This is a genomic window from Labrys methylaminiphilus subsp. lupini, assembly GCF_051161885.1.
Classification (GTDB): domain Bacteria; phylum Pseudomonadota; class Alphaproteobacteria; order Rhizobiales; family Labraceae; genus Labrys.
Genome location: NZ_JBMDIH010000002.1, coordinates 648,196 through 670,037, shown reverse-complemented (window position 1 = coordinate 670,037; position 21,842 = coordinate 648,196). Strand labels below are relative to the sequence as shown.

At 59.9% G+C, this 21,842-nt stretch carries 17 protein-coding genes and 2 pseudogenes; 13 read left to right on the top strand and 6 right to left on the bottom strand.

The genetic code is table 11. The features are described from left to right. Positions 1-63: 63 nt before the first annotated feature. The 3 genes and pseudogenes from ACN6KF_RS28795 to ACN6KF_RS28785 all read left to right on the top strand — a co-directional run. Positions 64-758 (top strand): annotated as a pseudogene (locus tag ACN6KF_RS28795) (HAD family hydrolase); the annotation flags it as partial. A gap of 238 nt (positions 759-996) precedes the next feature. Beyond that, complete coding sequence (locus tag ACN6KF_RS28790; RefSeq protein WP_434960318.1) at positions 997-1,893, top strand: universal stress protein; 897 nt, start codon at positions 997-999, stop codon at positions 1,891-1,893. 126 nt (positions 1,894-2,019) lie between these two features. Beyond that, on the top strand, positions 2,020-3,954 hold the full coding sequence (locus ACN6KF_RS28785; protein WP_434960317.1) for a heavy metal translocating P-type ATPase: 1,935 nt from the start codon (positions 2,020-2,022) through the stop codon (positions 3,952-3,954). A gap of 46 nt (positions 3,955-4,000) precedes the next feature. On the opposite strand, the gene ACN6KF_RS28780 is transcribed toward ACN6KF_RS28785, so the two are convergent. Further along, positions 4,001-4,486 (bottom strand): NUDIX hydrolase, encoded by a 486-nt coding sequence (locus ACN6KF_RS28780; protein ID WP_434960316.1) that lies wholly within the window; start codon positions 4,484-4,486, stop codon positions 4,001-4,003. Positions 4,487-4,500: 14 nt separating this feature from the next. Here ACN6KF_RS28780 and ACN6KF_RS28775 point away from each other — a divergent pair, with 14 nt between their 5' ends. Continuing rightward, positions 4,501-5,424, top strand: a complete 924-nt coding sequence (locus tag ACN6KF_RS28775) for a universal stress protein (RefSeq protein WP_434960315.1) — start codon at positions 4,501-4,503, stop codon at positions 5,422-5,424. Positions 5,425-5,478: 54 nt separating this feature from the next. Here the strand turns inward: ACN6KF_RS28775 and ACN6KF_RS28770 are convergent, their stop codons facing one another. Together ACN6KF_RS28770 and ACN6KF_RS28765 are read right to left on the bottom strand one after the other, a co-directional pair. After that, positions 5,479-6,738 carry an MgtC/SapB family protein gene (locus tag ACN6KF_RS28770; RefSeq protein ID WP_434960314.1) on the bottom strand — a complete coding sequence of 420 codons (1,260 nt, stop codon included), beginning with the start codon at positions 6,736-6,738 and terminating at the stop codon, positions 5,479-5,481. A gap of 33 nt (positions 6,739-6,771) precedes the next feature. Further along, the gene (locus tag ACN6KF_RS28765) at positions 6,772-8,385 is read right to left on the bottom strand and encodes a bifunctional aminoglycoside phosphotransferase/ATP-binding protein (RefSeq protein ID WP_434960313.1); all 1,614 of its coding nucleotides are present in this window, start codon (positions 8,383-8,385) and stop codon (positions 6,772-6,774) included. A gap of 458 nt (positions 8,386-8,843) precedes the next feature. Here ACN6KF_RS28765 and ACN6KF_RS28760 point away from each other — a divergent pair. The 3 genes and pseudogenes from ACN6KF_RS28760 to fixJ all read left to right on the top strand — a co-directional run bounded on the left by ACN6KF_RS28760 (position 8,844) and on the right by fixJ (position 11,739). Beyond that, a pseudogene (locus ACN6KF_RS28760) lies at positions 8,844-9,491 on the top strand (BON domain-containing protein). A 99-nt stretch (positions 9,492-9,590) separates the two neighbouring features. Further along, on the top strand, positions 9,591-11,132 hold the full coding sequence (gene fixL, locus ACN6KF_RS28755) for a sensor protein FixL (RefSeq protein ID WP_434961332.1): 1,542 nt from the start codon (positions 9,591-9,593) through the stop codon (positions 11,130-11,132). Next, positions 11,122-11,739, top strand: a complete 618-nt coding sequence (gene fixJ / locus ACN6KF_RS28750) for a response regulator FixJ (RefSeq protein ID WP_434960312.1) — start codon at positions 11,122-11,124, stop codon at positions 11,737-11,739. Before fixL ends, fixJ begins: the two co-directional genes overlap by 11 nt. A gap of 49 nt (positions 11,740-11,788) precedes the next feature. Here the strand turns inward: fixJ and ACN6KF_RS28745 are convergent, their stop codons facing one another. Continuing rightward, positions 11,789-12,439, bottom strand: a complete 651-nt coding sequence (locus ACN6KF_RS28745; protein WP_434960311.1) for a BON domain-containing protein — start codon at positions 12,437-12,439, stop codon at positions 11,789-11,791. A 207-nt stretch (positions 12,440-12,646) separates the two neighbouring features. Between ACN6KF_RS28745 and ACN6KF_RS28740 the strand changes: the two genes are divergently transcribed. The 4 genes from ACN6KF_RS28740 to ACN6KF_RS28725 all read left to right on the top strand — a co-directional run bounded on the left by ACN6KF_RS28740 (position 12,647) and on the right by ACN6KF_RS28725 (position 17,150). Then, positions 12,647-13,057 carry a response regulator gene (locus tag ACN6KF_RS28740; RefSeq protein WP_434960310.1) on the top strand — a complete coding sequence of 137 codons (411 nt, stop codon included), beginning with the start codon at positions 12,647-12,649 and terminating at the stop codon, positions 13,055-13,057. 90 nt (positions 13,058-13,147) lie between these two features. Further along, a complete protein-coding gene (locus ACN6KF_RS28735; RefSeq protein WP_434960309.1) occupies positions 13,148-13,852 on the top strand; it encodes a cyclic nucleotide-binding domain-containing protein in 705 nt (234 codons plus the stop codon). A 58-nt stretch (positions 13,853-13,910) separates the two neighbouring features. Next, positions 13,911-16,283 (top strand): phosphoketolase family protein, encoded by a 2,373-nt coding sequence (locus ACN6KF_RS28730; RefSeq protein ID WP_434960308.1) that lies wholly within the window; start codon positions 13,911-13,913, stop codon positions 16,281-16,283. Positions 16,284-16,433: 150 nt separating this feature from the next. After that, positions 16,434-17,150, top strand: a complete 717-nt coding sequence (locus ACN6KF_RS28725) for a CBS domain-containing protein (protein ID WP_434960307.1) — start codon at positions 16,434-16,436, stop codon at positions 17,148-17,150. Positions 17,151-17,249: 99 nt separating this feature from the next. On the opposite strand, the gene ACN6KF_RS28720 is transcribed toward ACN6KF_RS28725, so the two are convergent. Next, positions 17,250-18,080 carry a universal stress protein gene (locus tag ACN6KF_RS28720; RefSeq protein ID WP_434960306.1) on the bottom strand — a complete coding sequence of 277 codons (831 nt, stop codon included), beginning with the start codon at positions 18,078-18,080 and terminating at the stop codon, positions 17,250-17,252. A gap of 280 nt (positions 18,081-18,360) precedes the next feature. Between ACN6KF_RS28720 and ACN6KF_RS28715 the strand changes: the two genes are divergently transcribed. After that, a complete protein-coding gene (locus ACN6KF_RS28715; protein WP_434960305.1) occupies positions 18,361-18,654 on the top strand; it encodes a hypothetical protein in 294 nt (97 codons plus the stop codon). Then, positions 18,626-20,113, top strand: a complete 1,488-nt coding sequence (locus ACN6KF_RS28710; RefSeq protein ID WP_434960304.1) for an NRAMP family divalent metal transporter — start codon at positions 18,626-18,628, stop codon at positions 20,111-20,113. The genes ACN6KF_RS28715 and ACN6KF_RS28710 overlap by 29 nt, the downstream gene beginning before the upstream one ends. 740 nt (positions 20,114-20,853) lie before the next feature. Here the strand turns inward: ACN6KF_RS28710 and ACN6KF_RS28705 are convergent. Continuing rightward, positions 20,854-21,834, bottom strand: a complete 981-nt coding sequence (locus ACN6KF_RS28705; RefSeq protein ID WP_434960303.1) for an ABC transporter permease — start codon at positions 21,832-21,834, stop codon at positions 20,854-20,856. Between the last annotated feature and the right edge of the window lie 8 nt (positions 21,835-21,842).

Sequence of the window (21,842 nt, the reverse complement as noted above, 5' to 3'; positions counted from 1 at the left end):
GGCATCGACGGCATCACCCGAGCCGACGCGCGTTGACGCCACAGACGATGCCGCGTTCTGGACGCGACCATTCATGATCTCGGTGCCATGACCGTGCTGTGCACCGACAAGACCGGCACCCTCACCTCGGCCCAGATCACCCTCGCCAGCAGTATCGACGTCCACGGCCTGCAGACGGGGCGGCCAGCCACTCTGGCGGCGGTCGCGGCGGATCTAGGTGGTGACCGAGGCTGTCCTGGATTTGTGCTCGCATAAGAACGACGGGGCTCCAGATCATACCCCTGCCGCCTGAAGAGCGGAGGAGAGCACTGGAGATCCTGCACAGTATGGCCCAAGAGGGCTTGCGCAGCATCGCCGTGGCGACGCGCCCATGGTCCGTACCAAGGCAGGAGGTCACAGAGGAGGACGAAAAGGGCCTGACCCTGGAAGGATTTTGTGCTTTCGCAGATTCTCCCAAGCCGACAGCCGGCCCTGCCATCGCCCATCTGGCGAAGATCGGCGTGCAACTGAAGATACTGTCGGGAGACGATCCCCTCGTCATGCGCAGATTGGCCGCTCTGGTCGGCCTCAAGGGAGAGGCAGTCCTGTCGGGGACCGATATCGCCAAACTTGACGATCAGGCTCTCGCTGTACAGGTCCGCTCTGTCGATGCATTTGCGAGGCTAACACCTGATCAAAAATCCCGCATCATCAAGGCGTTGCAAAATTCGCGCGCTATCGTCGGCTATCTCGGCGACGGCATAAACGATTCCCCTGCCTCGACAGTGATGCACTTGCCTTTCTAGGCCTGGAACACGAACTCGGCTTTGATCCAGCGCAAGCCTGGCAGGTTCCCAGGTGACGGCTGCCGATAGGCCGATGCCGAGAGCGCGATATTTGCCCGCCGCATGCTTCCCTTGAGCCAGATCAACGCCATGGAAGCCCGAAAAAGCAAGGCTGCCAGCATTCCGATCAAGACACGCCGAGGGCGTGGTCTCCCGCAATCAGGAGGGCTCGATGAAAGCCGACATTTCCTCGACCCAGCCACTGGATGTTACGGCTTCGGTTCACCCGGACAGTTACAAGAACATCACCGTTCACCTCGATGGCAGTCCCCAAGACGAGGCTCGGATTTCCCACGGCGAGATGCTGGCGGCCAGTTTTGGAAGCCATCTCACCGGCCTTTTTACCTGCCTCCTCCCCGATATTTCGATTTACACCGGTGACATGGGCACCGCGGCCAGCATGGATATGGTGGATCAAATCCAGCAACGTGCCACTGCTGCGATCGAACGATTGCAACTGCGTTTCCAACGCCTGTCCATCACCAACGAAATTCGACGCATCGAGGATGCCGCGGGGTGGTTATCCTCCCTTGTGGCAACACAGGTCAGAACCTCCGATCTGTTCATCGGCAGTTGCCCTCGCAAAGATGAAGCGGGAGCCGATTGGAGACGGCTGATCGAGGCCACGCTGTTCGAAAGCGGCCGGAGCGTCTATCTGGTGCCTCCTGAACAACAGCCCAGGCAGCCGATCCAGACCGTGCTCATTGGCTGGACCGACACCAAGGAGGCCGGGAGAGCCGTGGCGGAGGCGCTGCCGCTCCTCCAGCTGGCGACCCTTGCCAAGGTTGTGACGGTCAAGGAGGACGAGCAAGCAGAGAACCTCAACGAGGACGCGGATCTGGCGGATATTGCGACCTACCTGGCTCGGCACGGCGTGGAAACGGTCGTTGAAGCCCTTCCTCTCGCCCAGGACGTAACGACCACGCTCCTGCAGGAGGCGCATCGCATCTCCGCAGATCTGATCGTTGCAGGCGCCTACGGGCATTCGCGCGTGAGGGAATGGATCATGGGCGGTACGACGGTTGAGCTCATCGAGAAGACCGATGTTCCGCTCCTGATGGCCCATTGATCGAGGCTGTCGAAAACCGAAACCTCCGCGCACCACGGCGCGGTCGGGAACATATGAGCGTCTGCCTTGGGCCAAATTGATGGTGCCGTACCGAACCTCGATCCTTGTTCATCTGAAGGCGATCTCATGGCTCGCGAACTCTCCGTAAAAGACCGACACGAAGCGATTGCGAAGAATGTGTCTCACCAACCAACATCGCCCGGTCCGTCTCGGATGGCTTCGGCAGCGCTCGCCACGATTCCCGCTATTGCGCTGTTGGCAGGATTGCTCGCTATCGCACTGGGGCAATCGCAGATTGCTCGGCTTCTATGGCTTGGGGGTACGGCGCCGGTCCTCGTCGTCCTCATAGTCACGATCTTGCGCGGACTGGCGCAGGGCAAGATCGGCCTGGACATCATTGCGGCTTTGGCAATGGCGGGAGCCATCGCGGGCGATGAAGCCCTCGCCGGCGTCGTCATCGCCCTGATGTTTGCCGGAGGCCAGGCCTTGGAGCAATTCGCGCAGGGCCGAGCCAGTTCCGCGATGACGGCCCTGCTCAGTCGCGTCGCTCGTAGCGCTCAACGCTATCAAAGTGGCAAGCTCCTGACGGTGCCGATCGAGTCATTATCGCCTGGTGATCGCATCTTGGTGCGCCCCGGCGATGTCCTGCCCGCCGATGGCCTACTGATCGGGCCAGATGCAACCTTGGACGAATCGGCCCTGACCGGGGAACCCATGCCTGTGCGAAGACCTGCAGGCGATGCACTTGCGAGCGGCGTGGTAAACGCAGGGTCCGCCTTCGATATGCGGGTTTCCAGGCCGGCACGAGAAAGCACATACGCCGCGATCCTTCGCCTGGTGGAAGGCGCTCGTCAATCCAAGGCCCCAATGGCGCGCATGGCCGATCGCTACGCCATCGGCTTCCTGATACTGACCCTGGGGATGGCCGGGATGGCCTGGTGGATCTGGGCCTCCCCGCATCGCGCGCTCGCGGTCCTTGTGGTTGCCACCCCCTGTCCCCTCATCCTCGCCGTACCTGTCGCCCTCGTCGCTGGCATGTCGCGCTGCGCCGGGCGCGGTGTGATGGTCAAGACTGCCGGTACGCTCGAGGCGTTGGCCAGGATCCGCACGGTGTTGCTCGACAAGACGGGGACGTTGACTCGCGGCTATCCGTCGATCGCCGTGATCGAGCCCGAGCCATCTGTGAGCGCCGAGCAACTCCTGCGCCTTGCCGGTTCGGTCGGTCAGGCGTCCCATCACGTCATGTCGCAGGCCCTGGTCGAGGAAGCGCGCCGGCGCAATATCAACCTCATTCCGCCGGGTGAGGCCCATGAAAGCGCGGGAGACGGCGTGGAAGGACTTGTCGAGGGGGCGCGCGTCAGGATCGGGCGTCAGGACTTCGTCTTGTCTGGCGCTGGCGCGGAAAAGGCCTCCTCGATACCATTAGGCCACGCTGCCCTCTACATCTCCTCGGATGGACGTTATGTCGGCCGTGTTCTGTTCAAAGACGAGCTACGCCCGGATGCGCATTCAACCCTCGGTGCATTCCGTACCAATGGGATCGAGCGCATCGTCCTGCTGACCGGTGACCGCATCGACATTGCTCGGCCCATAGCGCGATCGCTTGGCCTGGACGATGTCATTGCGGATGCAACGCCCGAAGACAAGGTGGCCGCCGTGAAAGCGGAAAAGTGCCTTGCGCCCACCATGATGATCGGAGATGGCATCAATGACGCACCCGCCCTCGCATTCGCTGACGTTGGCGCCGCGCTCGGGGCACGAGGTGCAGTGGCCGCTTCCCAAGCGGCCGACGTCGTGGTGCTGGTCGATAAGCTCGAACGTGTCGCAGAAGCTGTTGCCATCGCCCGCCGAACCCGTCGGATTGCCCTGCAGAGCGTACTCATCGGCATGGGCCTCTCGCTGGTCGGCATGCTGAGCGCCGCCTTGGGTTATCTGGACCCTGTGGCTGGAGCATTGCTCCAGGAGGCGATCGACCTTGCCGTCGTGCTCAACGCCTTGCGGGCTTTGGGACCGGCATTGCGATCCGCTAACGCGCCCGTGGCCGACTTGTCTGCGGCATGAGGCGAGCCGACGATCCATCGTCTGAGATATCGACCTGAAGGCAAGATCACGCCGGCGTAAAACGGAGGTCAGGCTCAAGATGCTCAGCCAGTCGCTCGAGGAAGGAGCGCTGAGCAGGCAGTATCTTGCGATGGGCTTGCGCCATCACGAACCATTGTGCCTTATCCACCTCGGGAAACTGCACGATGCGCCGGCTACGAGGCGGCCACTCCATCTCGAACATATTGCTGCGCAGTTGGCCGGGGTCAAAATCGCCTGCCACCGCCCAGGCAGATACCTGTTTGCCGCCAGGTTGAAGGATTTCACCCAGATCAATCGTCCCGGTATCGGGACACGGCGTCCCGAGTTCTTCCTCAAACTCGCGCAAGGCGGCGCCATGAGCATCCTCGTCAGCACCGTACTCTCCCTTTGGGATCGACCAGGCCTGCTCGTCTCGTTTCGCCCAGAATGGCCCTCCGGGGTGAACGAGGAGAACCTCGACGTCGAGGTTCTTCAGCCGATAAAGCAAGATCCCTGCACTCATCTTCGCCATCGGTCACAATTCCCTTGCGCAAGATCAAGGACGTCTTCCCGGGATCCGCTACTCCTTCAGAGACGATGATTTTTTCATCCCGCAGGCGGAGCGAAAACATGACCTATACCAGCATGCTGGTCCATGTGCAGGACAACAAGGAAAGCGACGAAAGGATCAAGCTCGCGGGATTGGTGGCCTCACGCTTCAACGCCAAGCTCATCGGTATCGGCTGTGTGCCCGCGATCGATACCGCGGCAAGGGAGCGTGTGAAGCCGGTTTTTCTCGGCCACGATGCAGCCCATAGCCGCCCGGTCCTGCCCTGGTATGGCGACGAGGACCTGGAGCCTCGGTTCCGCAGTGCGGCGGTCTCCAATCGTGGTGACCTGGAATGGAAAACCAGCATGCAATTTCCGGCTGATGCGCTGTACCATGAAAGCGCCAGGGCCGATCTCCTCATCGTTGGACAGCGTGGCCGCAGCCCTGTCAACCAGCCGCACTTGGCGCTGGATCCGGCAGAAGTTGTGCTGCGTTGCGGCAGGCCGGTTCTGATCGTGCCACCCAGCCTGTCACAATTGGCAGCGGACCACGTCCTCGTGGCCTGGAGTAACACCCGCGAAGCCCGCAGGGCCGTGATTGACGCACTTCCGTTTCTGAAGGAAGCCTCGCGCGTCAGCATCGTCGAGATCGTCGAAGAAGGCGGCAGGGACAACGCCGCGAGGCGTGTCGATGCCGTTGCGGAGTTTCTCCGGCTGCACGACGTCGAAACCCATGCCGAGGTCCTTGAAACGATCGACGGCACGGTTTGCGAGACCCTTCTGGTCCATGCCGAGCAGCAGCATGCCGACTTGATCGTTTCCGGAGGCTACGGCCACGCACGGGCCAGGGAATGGATGTTTGGTGGCGTCACCCGCGATCTCCTGCATTATTCATCCAAATGCTGCCTGCTGAGCCATTAGCGGGCGGATCCGGATTGCACCACTTTCGGGAAAGCAGGCCGGAGGGACGCAGCACTATCGCATGCCCATCAGGTAAATTGCGGCTCCGCCCGCCGCCATAGCAAGAAGACTGATCAATCCAAAAGGTAGAGCGCAGCGCCACCCACCGGCATAGGCAGCCAGGGCCACCTTCGCCGCCCCGTTCACGCCAACAGCCAAGCCGATGGTCAGGGCCGCAGAGTTGGGTGCCATGTCCGCAGGGCTCATCCGAGCAATCGAAATAGTGATCGCATCGACATCCGCTATCCCAGATATAGCGGCGAGCACCATCAACCCCGCCCCGCCATAGGCCTGCTGCAACAGCTTACCGGCCACCAGGACGACAGCCATGAAGGCCGCCAGCTTGAGCGCCGAGCCAATCTCGAGCGGATTGGAAAGCTCGAGTTTCGGCGCCTCATGGTCAACCCTCCTGATCGCCAAGGCACAGGCACCGATCGCCTGGACCGCCGCGGCAGCCAGAACGGGAGGGGCAAGGCTTGTGAGCAGGGCGGGATTGAGCAGGGAAGCGACAAAACCGACACGAAACGCCATGATGGCGCCGGCCGACAGCATACCCGCAACCAGAATCGGCGAGGATTGCGGGTGGGTTCCAGCCATGCGGGCGAGCGCCACCGTGGTCGCCGTGGAGGATGACAGGCCCCCTGCAAGGGATGCCAATATGACGCCGAGCCTGTCGCCAAACAGGCGGATGGCGACATATCCGCCGAAAGAAATCCCCGCGATGAGGATCACAAATAGCCAAAGCTGCCATGGATTGAGTGCCTGCCATGGGTCCACAGGGCGATCGGGAAGGATGGGGAGCAGCACGCAGGACATGGCAAGAAGCACGAGTACGGCCTGGATCTCCGGCCAGGACAGCCCCCGCACCCACCCATGCAGTTGCTCCCGCAAGGCCAGCAGAATGGTCGTCGCCACGCCGGCGGCGGCAGCGATCTGCACCTCACCCACGATCGCATAGGTACCGAGGATGAAGGTGAGCAGGCCCGCCACCAGTGAGGTGGCCGAGAAATTGCCTTCTGCCTTTGCCTCAAGCCAATGGAATGTCGTGAATGCCCCGGCAAATCCTAAGAATACAAAGCCGAGAATCAGCGGCCCGGCGGGAAGAGACAGGGCGCCGGCGACACCCCCGGTAAGCCCTGTAAGCGCAAATGTGCGAAGCCCGGCGGCTCTCTGGTGGTCTTCCTCCTCGCGTGTCCGCCAGCCCCTTTCCAGGCCGACGAGCAGGCCGATGCCGAGCGCGACCGCAAGGCGGGCAAGAATCTCGGTCTGGTTCATGCCAATTCCGCCACGCCGTGCGAGGCGCCACGCTCATCGATCGTGGTAAGACGGCTTACCGTCCGCGCATCTGAGCGCCAGACATGAAAGGGCTTCATCTTCGATGTCCTTGCGCGATAAGGCTGCGTTGAGACGATGCCATGAAACGCGCCCGAGATCATAGCCGGCCTGCTTTCGTACGACCTGGACGTCGGCATCGGAGGCATCGTTCCTGCGGGCAGACACGCGATGCTCCATGACTGGCAGCGGGGCTTCGAGCCAAAAGCCAGTGAAGCTGACGCCGGCACGCAGCGCAATTCCCTCCGCGACATGCCGCTGTGGCGCACGGGCATAGACGGCGTCCAAAATGACGCTGTACCCCGCGGCCAAGACAAGATCGGCCTTGCGGCTAAGCGAGTCATAGACTGTGCCAGCCGCAGACGGCCCATAACCGGAGGACGGCAGCGATTGCGTTTCGGCGATGCCGGCGATGCGCTTGCGCTCGATATCGCTGCGCAGGACGATGGCACCGGGTGCTCTACCCAGGGCTGGTGCCAGCGCCATGGCCAAGGTGGTCTTGCCCGTCCCGGAAAGCCCGCCGACGGCAGCCAGCCGCGGCGGCAGCTTCACCAGGAAACGATGAGCAAGTTCGAAATACCGCCGAGCCTCCGCCCGACTGGATTCAGCCTCTTCGGGCGCCTGGACCAGGGCAGTCGCCGCCGCGATCTTGGCTCGCAAGGCCGCCCTGATGGAAAGGAAAAGGGGTAATGCGGCGAGGCCGACCAGATGGCCCTCGGCTGCACCCCACAAGTATCGATTGAGCACCACATTGGCATGATGACACAGGCCGCGGTCCCAAAGGTCCATCAACAGAAAAGCCAGATCGTACAATACGTCGCAGGTTGCGATCGCCTCGTCGAATTCGATGGCATCGAACAAGGTGGGCTGCTCGTCGATCACGGCAATGTTGCGCAAATGCAGATCCCCGTGACAGCGCCTGACGAAACCAGCCTCGCCACGCTCGATCAAGAGATCGAAACAATCGCGATACGCACGGCGGGCCGCCTCGGATAAGGCTTCGACCTCCTGGACCGGAAACAAGGCTGGGTTTTCGTCAAACGCCTCCTCGTTTTGCCCGATATATCGCTCCAGGCTCAAAGTAGCCTGCAGCCCATCCCGGATCGGTGCTTTCTCATGCGATACCAGGATTGCCGCAACGATATCGACCAGAAGGCTCTCGCTGATAGCGTTGCGATCGGCGAGCCGATCGAGCGTCTTCGTCTCGTCGAAACGCTTCATCTCCACGACCCAGTCGACGACCTCCCCATCCCCCCGCAATTGCAGACCGTCATGGGACCGCGTGACAGGTATGGCGTCGAGGTAGATTTGTGGCGCATAGGCGCGATTGATCTCGACTTCCTGCTCACATGCGCGCTTCCGATACTCCACCGTCGACAAGTCCATGAACGGAAAGCGCACGGCCCGCTTAAGCTTGTAGACGCGATCTCCAGCCAGGAAGACGACCGCACCATGGGTATCGATGCGCTGCACGCGTTCGATCCTGCCATGGCTGGCCGGCGAAAGCAGAAACTCGATCACATCCTCCTGGTTGGCAACGACATGGGAGGGGCCAGGAAGAGGCATTTTCAACGTTGTGGAAGCAACCATGGTTCATCCTCATCGGCTTTGCCGGGCAGGCACCTGGCACCATTGGAGGGGATTGGGCCGCGCAGGTATTGATCCAACGCAACATTGTTGAATTTGGCGCGTGAACACGCAGCACAAAGGCACGAATGGCCGTTCTACCATCCTGACGATGCCCAGGCTTTCTGGCAGCAAGAGTGAGGGCCAAGTGCCGATGCGGAAGAGACACGAGACAACACCACGTCCAATCTGATAACCGATCTATATTCAATAAATCCGAATTATTATTTATTTTCATTTCTATATAAAGAATAAATACGAAATTAAATTCAGAATATAATTTTACAATACAAATACAACGTACAGCCACCTAAGAATTTGCGCCTCAGATCAGTCATCTTGATCGAAACCAACTTCTCCACCCCTGGAGTGTGATGGACTGAGGTGGCTGGCAATGTGGCCAGGATCAATGGAGGCCGAATATGAATGACAAGGTCATGCGTCAATCGATCATCGACGCCCTCGACTTCGATCCAAGCATTGACGCCGCTCGTATCGGTGTCGCGGTCGAAAACGGCATCGTCACGCTGAGTGGTCATGTCGGCAGTTACGCCGAAGAGATCGCTGCCGAAATGCTGGTGCGTCGCATCAAAGGCGTTCGTGCGATTGCCGAGGAAATCGAGGTCCGCTACCCCGACAACAAGTAGACGGCCGACGACCAGATCGCGTCGCGAGCCATTTCGGTCATCTCGTGGGACGCCATGGCCCCCGAAGGCGTCGTCAAGGTGAAGGTCGAAAAAGGCTGGGTCACCCTCGCAGGTACCGTCGACTGGCAGTTTCAGCGCGAGGCCGCCTACCGGGCCGTTCGCAAACTCACCGGTGTCATCGGCGTCACCAACGGCATTGAGGTCAAGGCCCGCGTGTAGGTCCCGGACGTCAAGGCCAAGATCCTGGCCGCACTGAAACGGGATGCCGAGTTCGAGGCCGACGGGATCAAGGTGAATGTGGTCGGCGACAAGGTCATACTCGACGGCAAGATCAAGGCCTGGCACGAGCGGCAGGTGGCCGAGCGAGCTGCCTGGTCCGCCGCCAGTGTATGCAGTGTCGAAGACAATCTGCACGTCGCCTGAAACAGGGAGGCGTACCGCCCTGTTTTGAACGATTCTTCTTGATAGATCACGTCCGCTTTCCTCTATAGGGAATGTCCTTTGAGGAGGCCGGGCGTGGTCATGCCACAGCAGCATACGTCTATTCAGGACCGGGTGCTCCGAACCGGCCTCGAATGCACGGGTATCGGCACCTGGACCTTTGATATCGCCTCTCAGACATTGACCGTGTCGGCCACGACGCGTGTCCTCTTCGGCCATGGCATCGATCAGCCCTTCGATTTTCACACGTTCCTCTCACTGCTGGACCCCACGGACCGCGAAGCGACTACAACGGCCTTGGACGCCTCGATCGGGTCGGGTGCCGCCTTTGACATCGCCTGCCGCATAACGGCGCCTGGCAAAACAAGTCATTGGCTGCGTCTGCGGGGAGGCGTCCTGAAGGATGACGACGGCAGGCTCCTGCATCTGGGCGGCATCGTGATCGATATCGACGAGGAAAAGCGCCTCGAGGAAGCCCTGCGCACGCGCGAAGAGCACCTTCGCTCCATCCTGGAAACCGTTCCTGACGCCATGATCGTCATCGACGAGGCCGGGACCATGCAGTATTTCAGCCGGGCAGCCGAGAGGCTTTTTGGCTATTCCAGATCCATTGCCATCGGTCGGAACGTCAATAGCTTGATGCCGGAACCGGACCGTACGCGCCATGATGGCTACCTTCATCGCTATCAAACCACAGGGTATCGCCACATCATCGGCATCGGACGCATCGTCACCGGCAAGCGCGAGGACGGCACGACCTTTCCGATGCATCTGTCGGTGGGCGAGATGCAATCGGGGGGGCGTCGCTACTTCACCGGCTTCGTGCGGGACCTGACAGAACATCAACAGACGCAAGCCCGTCTTTCCGAATTACAGTCAGAACTTGTCCATATGTCCCGGCTAAGCGCCATGGGCGAAATGGCATCCGCCCTTGCCCACGAACTCAATCAGCCCTTGACCGCAATCAGCAATTATCTGAAGGGTTCGCGACGCTTGTTGAGCGCCTCAGGCCTCACTGAGCTCGACAAGGTCGAAATCGCCCTTGATCAGGCGGCAGAGCAAGCCCTGCGCGCGGGACAGATCATTCGGCGTTTGCGCAGTTTCGTTACCCGAAGCGAAACTGAAAAGAGGATCGAAAGCGTCGCCAAACTCGTCGAGGAGGCGGGCGCGCTCGGCCTCGTCGGCGCTCGCGAACAAGGGGTCTTTCTGCGTTTCGATCTCGATCCCTCCTGCGACCTCGTTCTGGCCGACCGCGTTCAAATCCAACAGGTTCTGGTCAACCTTTTCCGCAATGCGCTTGAGGCAATGCAAGGATCCGTGCGGCAAGAGCTGACGGTTTCCAATACCCCGCTCAGCGACGACATGGTACTCATCCGCGTCGAGGACACCGGCCACGGTATCGCCGGCGACATCAGATCGAGCCTGTTTCAGCCCTTTTTCACCACCAAGCAGACTGGCATGGGCGTCGGCCTTTCCATCAGTCGCACGATCATCGAAGCCCATGGCGGACAGCTTTGGGCCGAGACGAACGAAGCGGGCGGCGCCACATTCCATTTTTCGTTGCCATCCGGTATCTCCGCCGACTTCAAGAATTTGCCCGAGACTTCTTCTGATGCCGAATAATGCCAGGGTCTTTATCATCGACGACGACGCGGCCGTGCGGGACTCGCTCGCCTTCCTCCTGTCGGCCTCCGGCTTTTCCGTTACCGTTTTTGAAACCGCCGGGCGTTTTCTCGGCGCCTTGCCCCAGCTCGGTTTCGGCTGCGTGATCACGGACATTCGCATGCCCGAGATCGATGGCATCGAATTGCTCAGGCGTTTGAACTCCGCGGCCGTTCATTTGCCGGTCGTCGTCATGACCGGCCATGGCGATGTGCCCCTTGCCGTGGAAGCCATGAAGCTGGGCGCAATGGACTTCCTGGAAAAGCCGTTCGAGGACGAACGCCTTGTCAATGTCCTGCATACAGCATTCGAACAAAGCACCAGGGCGACGAAAGTCGCCACCGACACGCGCGAACTGGCCGCTCGTCTCGCCTCCCTCAGCCCGCGCGAACGCCAGGTCATGAACGGCTTGGTTGCCGGCCTGTCGAACAAGATGATCGCCAAGGACTACGACATCAGCCCGCGCACCGTCGAAGTCTATCGTGCCAATGTCATGACGAAGATGCAGGCCGGCAGCATCTCCGAGCTGGTCAAGCTGGCGATCCGGAGCGGTGCCCTGAACGATTGACGCCTTTTGGCGGCGTTGCCGGCATAGCACGATCGCGTCTTGCGATCGATCACGCCACGACCAGATCGTTGGAGACGTCTGTCACGCCAGGCGCCCGCCAGGCGGTTGCCGCCGCGATCTGCCGCTCATGCTGCGACTTGACCGTGCCCGTCAATTTGACCTGCCCACCTTCGGCGCTCACCTGGATGGTTTGAGGATCGAAGAACCATGACCTGTCCAAGGCATGAGTAATGTCGTCACTGATATTGGACACGTTTACCTGCGGCTTGATGGTAATAAAATTGGTAACGCCCAGCACGCCAGGCAGTCGCCAAACGCATTGTTCCGCCGCTTCTTTCTGATAGTTCCATTTCACTTCACCGTTGAGAGTAATCCAGCCATCCTCGACCACGGCCTGAACGCTGGCGGAAGGAACATAGACGTCTTCATTCAGGCGAAAGGCCGCCGAGGCTGCGATCTTATCGTCACTGATGCGAACATCGCCAGGAAGCTTGATCTCGATGTGCTCGATCACGGCCTTGACCCCTTTGACCCGACGAGCCGCCATTTCCGCGCTGCCTTTCTCGGCAAAACTCGCGACATGGCCCGTAAGCGTCACGACACCATCCTCGGCCGTCGCACCAACATGACCGGCCGCCACGCTCGGCTCCCAGGCCAGTTCGTCGAGAACGGCTTGCTGCAGCTTGCTATCGTTCGACATTGCTCTCTCCGTCTTTCATCGTCATCTCGGGCGACCACCACCCCAGAGACAGGACGAAACTCCCATTGAAGGGCGCGGCATGCCTTGACACCGATCAAGTCGTGCCGGGCCTGGCACCTTGAGCTGTATCAATTCGCGCCGGGGAACACGGGATATGCTCACTGATTGCGCCGACCCGCTTCAGTCAATCCGGTGCCGGAAACAACGATGTCAACTTCGCCCCCCCTCTCCGTCATTGCTGTTATCGACGATGATCGCGATGTCCTTGGGTCGCTCCGCTTTCTGCTGGAAGCGGAGGGTTTCAAGGTGAGGACATATATGAGTGGCGCCGATTGCCTTTCGCAATTGACCTCATGTTCACCCGATTGCTTCGTTATCGATTACAAGATGGCCGAGATGGACGGCCTCCAGCTCGCACTCCATCTACGCGAACGCGGACAGCGCGGCCCCGTCATCCTGATCACCGGCTATCCCGACGAGACGATCGAGCACAAGGCCCGCCGTATCGGCATCCAGCGTGTCGTCATCAAGCCGCATATTGCGGAAAGCCTGGTCGTGAATGTCCGAGCCGCCATTGCCGACACAAGCTTCCGCAGCGATATCCGCAAAAGTCCTTAGGGGGTTCTCCCTAGGGATTCGACCGAAATTTTCGAACGCTTCATTCGAGCCTACGACTTGGTCATCCACCGCATCCAGGAGATGGCCACGATGTTCTCGCGCAACGAATTGCTCGCCCCTTCGAATGCCGATCTACCGTCTCTGTCTTCATCGCGAACGGTTGGTAGCGCTCATTTCGGCTCCTCCCTTTTCAATCTCCATCCGGCATTGCTTGGAACCATTCACACCTATGACAAGGGAGAGGAGATCTATGGTGACGACGAACCAGCGAACTATGTCTACGAAGTCGTCAGTGGCGCCGTTCGCACCTGCAAACTCCTGGACGATGGCCGCAGACAGATAGGCGCCTTCCATTTGCCCGGCGATATTTTCGGTTTGGAATTGGACTCGACCCATCGCATGACCGCCGACGCCGTCGTCGACACCACGGTGCGTCTTGTCCGCCGCAGAAGCTTGGAAGCGGCTGCGCTCAGCGATATCGGTGTCGCCAACGCTTTGCGCACTTTGACCTCGCGCGATCTCAGGCATGCCGAAGACCACATGATCCTGCTGGGACGCAAGACAGCACTCGAGCGCGTCGTCACCTTTCTGCTCGAAATGGATCGCCGACTTGCGGTGGCCGGCATGCTCGAGCTCCCGATGTGCCGGCGCGACATCGGCGACTATCTCGGTCTGACGCTCGAAACCGTTTCACGCGTGATCTCCTTGCTCCACGCCAAGGGAGTGCTTGGTCTGTCGAGCGCTCGCCAGATCGTTTTGCGCAATCGGCAACTTCTCAGCGGCATGTCCGTTTAATTGGAAGCCTGCCCGACGACGCTCCCGTTTTGCTTTTCCGGAACCCAAAGGCCTTGTCATGACCACAGCCACAGCTCTCACGCGGGAGGAACTTGCACTCATCGACCGCTATTGGCGTGCCGCCAACTACCTCTCGGTCGGACAGATCTACTTGTTGGACAATCCGCTCCTGCGCGACGCCCTTACGCTCGATCATGTCAAGCCACGTCTGCTCGGCCATTGGGGTACCACGCCGGGGCTGAACTTCCTCTATGCGCATCTCAATCGCGTCATCAAACGCGACGATCTCGATGTCATCTTCATATGCGGCCCGGGCCATGGTGGGCCTGCCATGGTGGCCAACACCTATCTTGAAGGCACCTACAGCGAAATCTATCCGGAGATCACCGAGGACGAGAACGGGCTACGGCGTCTGTTCCGCCAATTCTCCTTTCCGGGCGGCATCCCCAGTCACGCCTCGCCTGATACCCCCGGCTCGATCCACGAAGGCGGGGAGTTGGGTTATGCGCTCGTCCACGCCTATGGCGCGGCGTTCGACAATCCCGATCTGATCGTCGCCTGCGTGGTGGGGGATGGTGAAGCCGAAACCGGCCCCCTCGCTGCCTCCTGGCACTCCAACAAATTCATCAATCCCGCTCATGACGGTGCGGTACTGCCGATCCTCCATCTCAATGGCTACAAGATCGCCGGCCCTACCATTCTAGGGCGTCTCGGCGATGATGAAATCCGCAAGCTTTTCGAGGGCCTCGGCCATGAGGTTTTCTTCGTCGAAGGCTCCGAGCCCGCCTTAATGCACCAGGCGATGGCTAACACCCTCGATCTGGCCCTCGTTGGCATTCGCACGATCCAGCAAGCGGCGCGGACCAATGGCAGCGGCGGGCTCCCGCGCTGGCCGATGATCGTGCTGCGCAGTCCCAAGGGCTGGACCGGCCCCAAGGAAGTCGATGGCCTGAAGACCGAAGGCTTCTGGCGCTCGCACCAGGTGCCGCTCAGCTCTCTTGCAGAAAAGCCCGGTCATCTCGCTCTACTCGAGTCCTGGATGAAGAGCTACCACCCCGACCAGCTCTTCGATGCACAGGGCCGCCTCATGCCGGAGCTGCGTGCCCTTGCTCCTGCAGGGGCACGGCGCATGGGGGCCAGCCCTCATACCAATGGCAGCGCGAGAAGCCACCTCCAATGCGCCGATGCATGCGACTTCGCCGTGGAGGTGAAGGCACCCGGCAAGGTGAATGCCGAAGCAACACGAATTCTCGGGCATTATCTGCGCGAGATCATGCGGCTGAACGCAGCGGCGCGTAACTTTCGCATCATGGGGCCTGACGAGACTGCCTCCAACCGCCTGGATGCCGTCTTCGACGTGACCGACCGCATCTGGATGGAAGCCCGCATTCCCGAAGACGTCCATCTGTCCCCCGATGGACGGGTGATGGAGGTGCTCAGCGAGCATCTGTGCCAGGGATGGCTGGAAGGCTATCTGCTGACAGGCCGCCACGGGCTGTTCAATTGCTACGAGGCCTTCATCCACATCGTCAATTCCATGTTCAACCAGCATGCCAAATGGTTGAAGGTGTCGCGCGAGCTCGCCTGGCGCCAACCGATCGCCTCGTTCAATTATCTGCTCAGCTCCCATGTCTGGCGGCAAGATCACAATGGCTTCAGCCATCAGGATCCTGGCTTCATCGACTTGGTCGCCAACAAGAAGGCCGACATCGTCAGGGTCTATTTGCCACCCGATGCCAACACGCTCCTCTATGTCGCGGACCATTGCCTGCGCACCTATGACCGCATCAACGTCATCGTCGCGGGCAAACAGCCAAGTCCTCAATGGCTCGACATGGAAACGGCCATTCGCCATTGCCGCGCCGGCATCGGCATGTGGGATTTCGCCTGCAATGATCAGGGTGACGAACCTGACGTCGTGATGGCGTGCGCCGGCGATGTGCCGACGCTGGAAACACTCGCCGCAGTCGATCTCCTGCGTCAGCATTGCCCTTCGCTGAAGATCCGTGTCGTCAATGTCGTCGATCTCATGGCCTTGCAGGATCCCGGCCAGCATCCGCACGGGCTCGACGCTCGCGATTTCGACGGCCTTTTCACCACCGACAAACCGGTGATCTTCGCCTATCACGGCTATCCCTATCTCATCCACCGCCTGACCTATCGGCGAACCAATCACCACAACTTCCATGTTCATGGCTTTCAGGAAGAGGGGACGACCACCACGCCCTTCGACATGACGGTATTGAACAGGCTTGACCGCTTCCATCTCGCCATCGCGGCGATCGATCGTATTCCCGGCCTTCTACCGGGCGCCGCTCACATAAAGCAGGCCCTGCGCAACAAGCTGATCGAGCACGAGGACTATGTACGCCGCCATGGCGACGACATGCCCGAGATCAAGAACTGGGTCTGGCCGCATGGCACAAATTGACATTTGCCTGATCCATCCCGGTGGCCAGTGCTTGCGTGAGATCAATGCGGCTGTGTCTTTCACCGATAATATTAATCACCATGCGGTCACACCCGGTGTCCCGGCTGGCCGCCGATCAAGAAGGAGGCCATCATGCGGGTCGCGGATGTAATGACACGAAACGTTGTCAGCGTGACGCCCCAAGCCACCCTGTCGCAGGCGATCGATGCCATGGTTCGGGCACATATAAGCGGCCTGCCTGTCATCGCCGAAGACGGCCGGCTAGCCGGCATTCTTAGCGAAGGGGATCTGCTCCGCCGGCCCGAACTGGGCACGGAAAAGCCCCGGGCGAGCTGGTTCAGCGCCTTGTTCAAGGCCGGGCATCTGGCACAGGCTTACGCACAAACCCATGGGCGCCGGGTCGATGACATCATGACTCGCGACGTCGTTGTCGTCGATCAGAATGAACGCATCGAGGAAGCCGTGCTCCTCATGGAGCAGCACGGCATCAAGCGCCTGCCGGTCGTCGAGGATGGCCGGGTCATCGGCTTGTTGTCCCGCGCCGATCTTGTGCGCGTATTGGCCGAGTTCCTGCGCCAGCCCTATGAAGAACAACCGGTCGGCGACAAGGCCATCCTTGCGGCTATTCAGGCCGAACTGGAGGCGCAGCCATGGGCACCGGCTGGTTCCATCAGGATGGAGGTCCATAACGGGGTCGTGGAGCTGAGCGGTGCGATCACGGATGAAAACCAGCGCAATGCCGTTCGGATCATCGCCGAAAATACGCCCGGCGTGCAATCGGTGCGCGACAATCTCCTCTGGATCGAACCAATGACCGGAATTGTACTGACTTCATCCGAAACTTCGGACGGGACCAAGCCGACCTGATCCCATTTACGCTCAGCAAGGAGCCGTCACATCAACTGGCGGAAAACAGCGATCGAGACTCGCTCGATCGCTGTCCGCTAAGTTTTCCGGAAGAAAACCTCAGTTGCTCAGCAACAGGCAGGTGGAGCACTTCTTAAGCATGTCATGTGTCTCTCCGCCAATCGTCCAATCATGCAGGCGGGCGTGGACCCGAGCTCCCATGACGATGAGGCCGGCCCGGTTCGCCTTGGCAAAATCGTTGATTTGCCGTGGCACCGAGCGCCCATCATCCCCCAAGAGGACAGATTCTGATTTGACGCCGTGATGGGCCAAAAAACTCACCACGTCGTTTATTTGTTGTCGGGCGGTCTGCTGTTGTTCGTCCCCGGCAATGTCGATGACGCTGACCTTGCTCGATTTGCGCAGCAAGGGCAGTGCGTCGAGTACAGCGCGCCGAGCCCCACGACAATCCTTCCAGGCAATCACGGCACGCGAGCCCAGAGGACTGATTTTGACCGATGTCGGTACCACCAACACCGGACGACCTGCGCGAAAGATCAGGTTGGCAGGATCGATAGCGTTATAGGAAGAAACGTCGTTCCCCATCCGGCCGACGAGAATGATATCGGCAGCCCTCGCTTCGCTGGCCACGAAATCGTTCGGGTTGTCGATTGAGCCGCGCCACTCGAGATGGCATTCGCGAGTTTGCGCACCACAATAAAACAACTGCTTGGCACAGTGTAGGTCGGCCTCGGCTCGCTCCAAATGGATATTGATGGGATCCAGGCAAACCGACTCTTTCGTTGGAAGCGTCACTTGCACCTGCGGAGCGCTCACCGACACCCCGATCAATCGAGCGTTGAAAAGTTCCGCGATATCACACGCAAGACCAACGCGAACCGCATTGTAGCCACCCGTATCGACGTAAACCATGACTGCAGCGTAGGTCATTGAGCGTTGCTCCCCCAATCAGCATGCGCTCAAAGTAGTCCATGCGCGGCTCCCGGCTTTGACGATGATCAAAGATAAAGCGCCAGGCGGCATAAGAGAGTGAGACAATGAGGACAGGCTCCCAACGAGTATCCGGCACAGCCTGACCTGCCATCATCTGATGTTGATGCGGATCAATGCGATACATGTTCCGGGCGCCGATATTTGATCCTCCTCATTTTTCCACTGGACGATCGACATTGCTCGACCGGCGTGGCTACCAACTGCGGAGGGTAAACTCATGGGCGAAACGAAGAAGAGAATCTACGAAGCCTTGATCACGGGAGCCGCAAAGGGCTTGCATAGCGCGCCACTCTACGCCTATGTCGCCAACAAAGTCCCAAGATCGGACAACAAACGTGTCATTCGCGCAGCACTCCAATCCTTACGCGATCCTGAACTGACCGATCCGGCTAGCCTTAGGGCAATCTGTTCCTTGGCGGTGGAGCGGCGCCTGATCGATTTGGGGATAGAACCCAGGCACGCCGGATCCAAGCACAAGAAGAATGCTCATCCTTCTGGCGAGCAGGTCTGACAACACCCTTCGCACGATTGCGAACAACTGGGACCTTTTCATCTGCCTGCCGGTGTCGGGTCCATCTGAAGTCACCCGGCGGCTCCAATTCGTTCTTATCCGGACGTTCGGTTCCGACTTCGCGCTATCTGGAGAGGAAGCAGCCATGTCACCGTCCGAAGATGTTGGTGGGACACCCCATGCGAAAGCTCTTCGCACCCTGTGGGCGCGGCTGAAGGAACATCCGCTTGCTCGGGTGGGGCCTGGCCTTATCACCGGTGTCGCCGACGACGATCCCAGCGGAATCGCGACCTATTCCCAGGCTGGCGCCCAGTTCGGCTTGAACATGCTCTGGACGATGCCTCTCACTTTCCCGTTGATGGCCGCGATCCAGTCCATATGCGCCCGGATCGGCCGCGTAACCGGAAAGGGGCTGGCCGCTAACATCAAGCTGGCTTTCCCGCCCTTTGTGCTCCGGGGCGTGGTGCTGCTCCTTCTGCTCGCCAACATTCTGAATATTGCAGCCGACGTCGCGGCCATGGGTGAAGTTGCCGAGCTTGTCATCGGCTTCAACCGCCATCTGATGACGGTGACTTTCGTACTCGGAACCCTGATTCTGCAGGTTTTCATTCCATATCATCGCTATGTCGTTTTTCTCAAATGGTTGACCCTGTCTCTTCTCGCCTATGCCGCCGTTCTGTTCACGGTGCATGTTCCCTGGCGAGAGGTTGGATTGCGAACAATCTGGCCAAAATTCACGCTCAACGCCGATGCGGCCGCGGTCGTGACCGGGGTGTTCGGCACCACGATCAGCCCGTACCTTTTCTTCTGGCAGGCCTCCGAAGAGGTCGAGGACATGCAGCGCGGGCGCGGAGCCGCCCCTCTCCTCAACGACCAGCCCGAGGCCGCAAGGGAACTGCGCCGAATTCGCTGGGACACCTGGAGTGGCATGTTCTATTCCAATATCACCGCCTATTTCATTATCCTGGCGACGGCTGTGACGCTCAATGCAGCCGGCGTTACCGACATCAGCACTGCTGCACAAGCGGCGGGCGCCCTGAGGCCACTCGCCGGCGATTTCGCCTTCCTCTTATTTGCACTTGGTATCCTGGGAGTGGGGCTGATTGGTGTCCCCGTCCTGGCGGGCTCCGGCGCCTATGCACTCGCCGAGGCCATTGGTTGGAAGGAAGGGCTCGAACTCAAGGTGACGAACGCCCGCGGCTTTTATAGTGTGATCGCCGTCAGCGTTCTCGCCGGAATGATCATCCAATACTCGCCGATCAGTCCTATGAAGGCCCTTTTCTGGAGTGCCGTCATCAACGGCATCGTGGCCGTGCCCCTGATGGTCGTGGTCCTCTTGCTGGCATCGAGAAAATCGACGATGGGAGCATTCACCGCACCCAGATCCATCGTCATCCTTGGGTGGGTGGCGACAGCCATTATGGGCATGGCAGCCATTGCGATGTTCATTCCGGATTGATCGAGATTGCTTGACAGACGTCCCGGTCACAAAGCTGAGTTGTGCAGAGCTCCATTTTTCCCAACAGAGCAATTCAAACACGACATCATGGCTTTCGAGAGAAATGGCGGAGAAGCGCCGCATTCGAATTGAACCTGTATATATAAGATACACTGATATCGTATAAAGGTATCGGGAACCTCAGCGTCAGGCTCAATGCTATGGCATTAACGACCAAAAACAAAACCCCTATCGAGTAATTACATCGATCAGGGTTTTTGACATTTGATTTGGTTGCGGGGGCTCACAATCCGATATCGATATCCGCCACAAGCGGCTGTTTTGAATCATAAGCCTAGATATAACTATCATCGAATCGTAAAAATCCAGTAAACAACGACACCAAAATCGCCTTACATTCCATTTTATATTTTGATGAGCATTATACTATTCTCTACATTGACAAGAACGGAATGCGCTAACATGTTCTTGCTGCACTCGATCATCCCGCCACAGAGGGCTTTCAGCTGTACATCATCGTTTTCAAGATGCCATGTTTGGATGCGGGACCGGCGGTCTTCGCCCTGCCAGGTGCTCGCTGAGCAACGCAACGAACGGCTTCTCGATGAGTCCTGCTCGCTTCAGCTGCCCGTCCTTCGTCAAGCCGATCTTCACCGAAGTCCGTCTTAGCGGCAGGTCGGCTCGATCCTCCAGCATTGCTGCGCTCTGTGAGCGCGAGGTCTCATCCCCTTCGACAATGATTATTTGACAATACCGATCTTGCCGCGATCGGTGGTCACCGCCACCGCGATCAGGATGATCACGCCGAAGGCGACGTCCTGCATGGCACTGGGAAGGCCGGCAATGGTGGCGCCGACGCGGATCAGAACCGCAGTCAGCCCGCCGACCAGGCTGCCCGTCAACCCGCCGATGCCCCCCGATATCGCCGTGCCGCCCACCACCACGCCGACGAGCGAGGGCAGCAGGAGATTGCTGGCGATGGTGGGGGCGCTGTAGAGCGTCTGCGACAGCAGCATCAGCCCGCCCAGCGCCGCGCACAGGCTGGAGACGGCGAAAGCAAAGGCCCGCGTGCGGCCGCAGTGTACGCCGGACATATAGGCGGCGAGCTGGTTGGCGCCGAAGGCATAGACGTCCCGGCCGCCGCGTGTCCTGCGCAGTACCAGCGTCAGTATCAGCCAGACGCCGACCACGGTCAGGAAGGCGTTGGGCACGCCGCCCGTGCGCCCCGCCAGCCAATCGAATGCCGCCAGGCCGGGCCCGATGCCGATGGTGGTCGCGCCGCTCAGATAAAGCGCCAGCCCGGAAAACAGGCCAAGCGAACCGAGCGTCATCACGAAGGACGGGATCTGGAGCCAGCCGATCAGAAACCCCTGCACGGCGCCGATCACGGCAGCACCCGCCAGCACCACGGGAACGCAGCCCGAGCCGAGCGTCGGCGCCAGCATCGCCGCCACCACGGCGGCCAGCGTTGCCATGGCCGCCGATGACAGGTCGATGGTGCCGAGCAGGATCGGCAGGGTCGCTCCGATCACCAGGATCAGCAGGGGTGCCGCGTCGAAGGCCAGCGCATTTAGGGCCCGCCAGCGCAACAGGCCGGGCGAGATCGACACGACGACAAAAAACATCACTGCAAGGGCAAGGCAGGGGCCGAGCCTTCGCAGCAGCGGCATGGCGGCGAGAAGTGGCGATGGAGCCGGGCTCGATTGATCGTTGATGGCCATGTCTTCCT

What these genes read in the sequence shown, in the direction of transcription:
- fixL (WP_434961332.1), top strand. Translation starts at nt 9,591, where the DNA reads ATGCCACAGCAGCATACGTCTATTCAGGACCGGGTGCTCCGAACCGGC.
- ACN6KF_RS28705 (WP_434960303.1), bottom strand. Translation starts at nt 21,834, where the DNA reads ATGGCCATCAACGATCAATCGAGCCCGGCTCCATCGCCACTTCTCGCC.
- ACN6KF_RS28770 (WP_434960314.1), bottom strand. Translation starts at nt 6,738, where the DNA reads ATGAACCAGACCGAGATTCTTGCCCGCCTTGCGGTCGCGCTCGGCATC.
- ACN6KF_RS28740 (WP_434960310.1), top strand. Translation starts at nt 12,647, where the DNA reads ATGTCAACTTCGCCCCCCCTCTCCGTCATTGCTGTTATCGACGATGAT.
- ACN6KF_RS28715 (WP_434960305.1), top strand. Translation starts at nt 18,361, where the DNA reads ATGGGCGAAACGAAGAAGAGAATCTACGAAGCCTTGATCACGGGAGCC.
- ACN6KF_RS28720 (WP_434960306.1), bottom strand. Translation starts at nt 18,080, where the DNA reads ATGACCTACGCTGCAGTCATGGTTTACGTCGATACGGGTGGCTACAAT.
- ACN6KF_RS28785 (WP_434960317.1), top strand. Translation starts at nt 2,020, where the DNA reads ATGGCTCGCGAACTCTCCGTAAAAGACCGACACGAAGCGATTGCGAAG.
- ACN6KF_RS28735 (WP_434960309.1), top strand. Translation starts at nt 13,148, where the DNA reads ATGTTCTCGCGCAACGAATTGCTCGCCCCTTCGAATGCCGATCTACCG.
- ACN6KF_RS28765 (WP_434960313.1), bottom strand. Translation starts at nt 8,385, where the DNA reads ATGGTTGCTTCCACAACGTTGAAAATGCCTCTTCCTGGCCCCTCCCAT.
- ACN6KF_RS28730 (WP_434960308.1), top strand. Translation starts at nt 13,911, where the DNA reads ATGACCACAGCCACAGCTCTCACGCGGGAGGAACTTGCACTCATCGAC.
- ACN6KF_RS28780 (WP_434960316.1), bottom strand. Translation starts at nt 4,486, where the DNA reads ATGGCGAAGATGAGTGCAGGGATCTTGCTTTATCGGCTGAAGAACCTC.
- ACN6KF_RS28745 (WP_434960311.1), bottom strand. Translation starts at nt 12,439, where the DNA reads ATGTCGAACGATAGCAAGCTGCAGCAAGCCGTTCTCGACGAACTGGCC.
- fixJ (WP_434960312.1), top strand. Translation starts at nt 11,122, where the DNA reads ATGCCGAATAATGCCAGGGTCTTTATCATCGACGACGACGCGGCCGTG.
- ACN6KF_RS28710 (WP_434960304.1), top strand. Translation starts at nt 18,626, where the DNA reads ATGCTCATCCTTCTGGCGAGCAGGTCTGACAACACCCTTCGCACGATT.
- ACN6KF_RS28790 (WP_434960318.1), top strand. Translation starts at nt 997, where the DNA reads ATGAAAGCCGACATTTCCTCGACCCAGCCACTGGATGTTACGGCTTCG.
- ACN6KF_RS28725 (WP_434960307.1), top strand. Translation starts at nt 16,434, where the DNA reads ATGACACGAAACGTTGTCAGCGTGACGCCCCAAGCCACCCTGTCGCAG.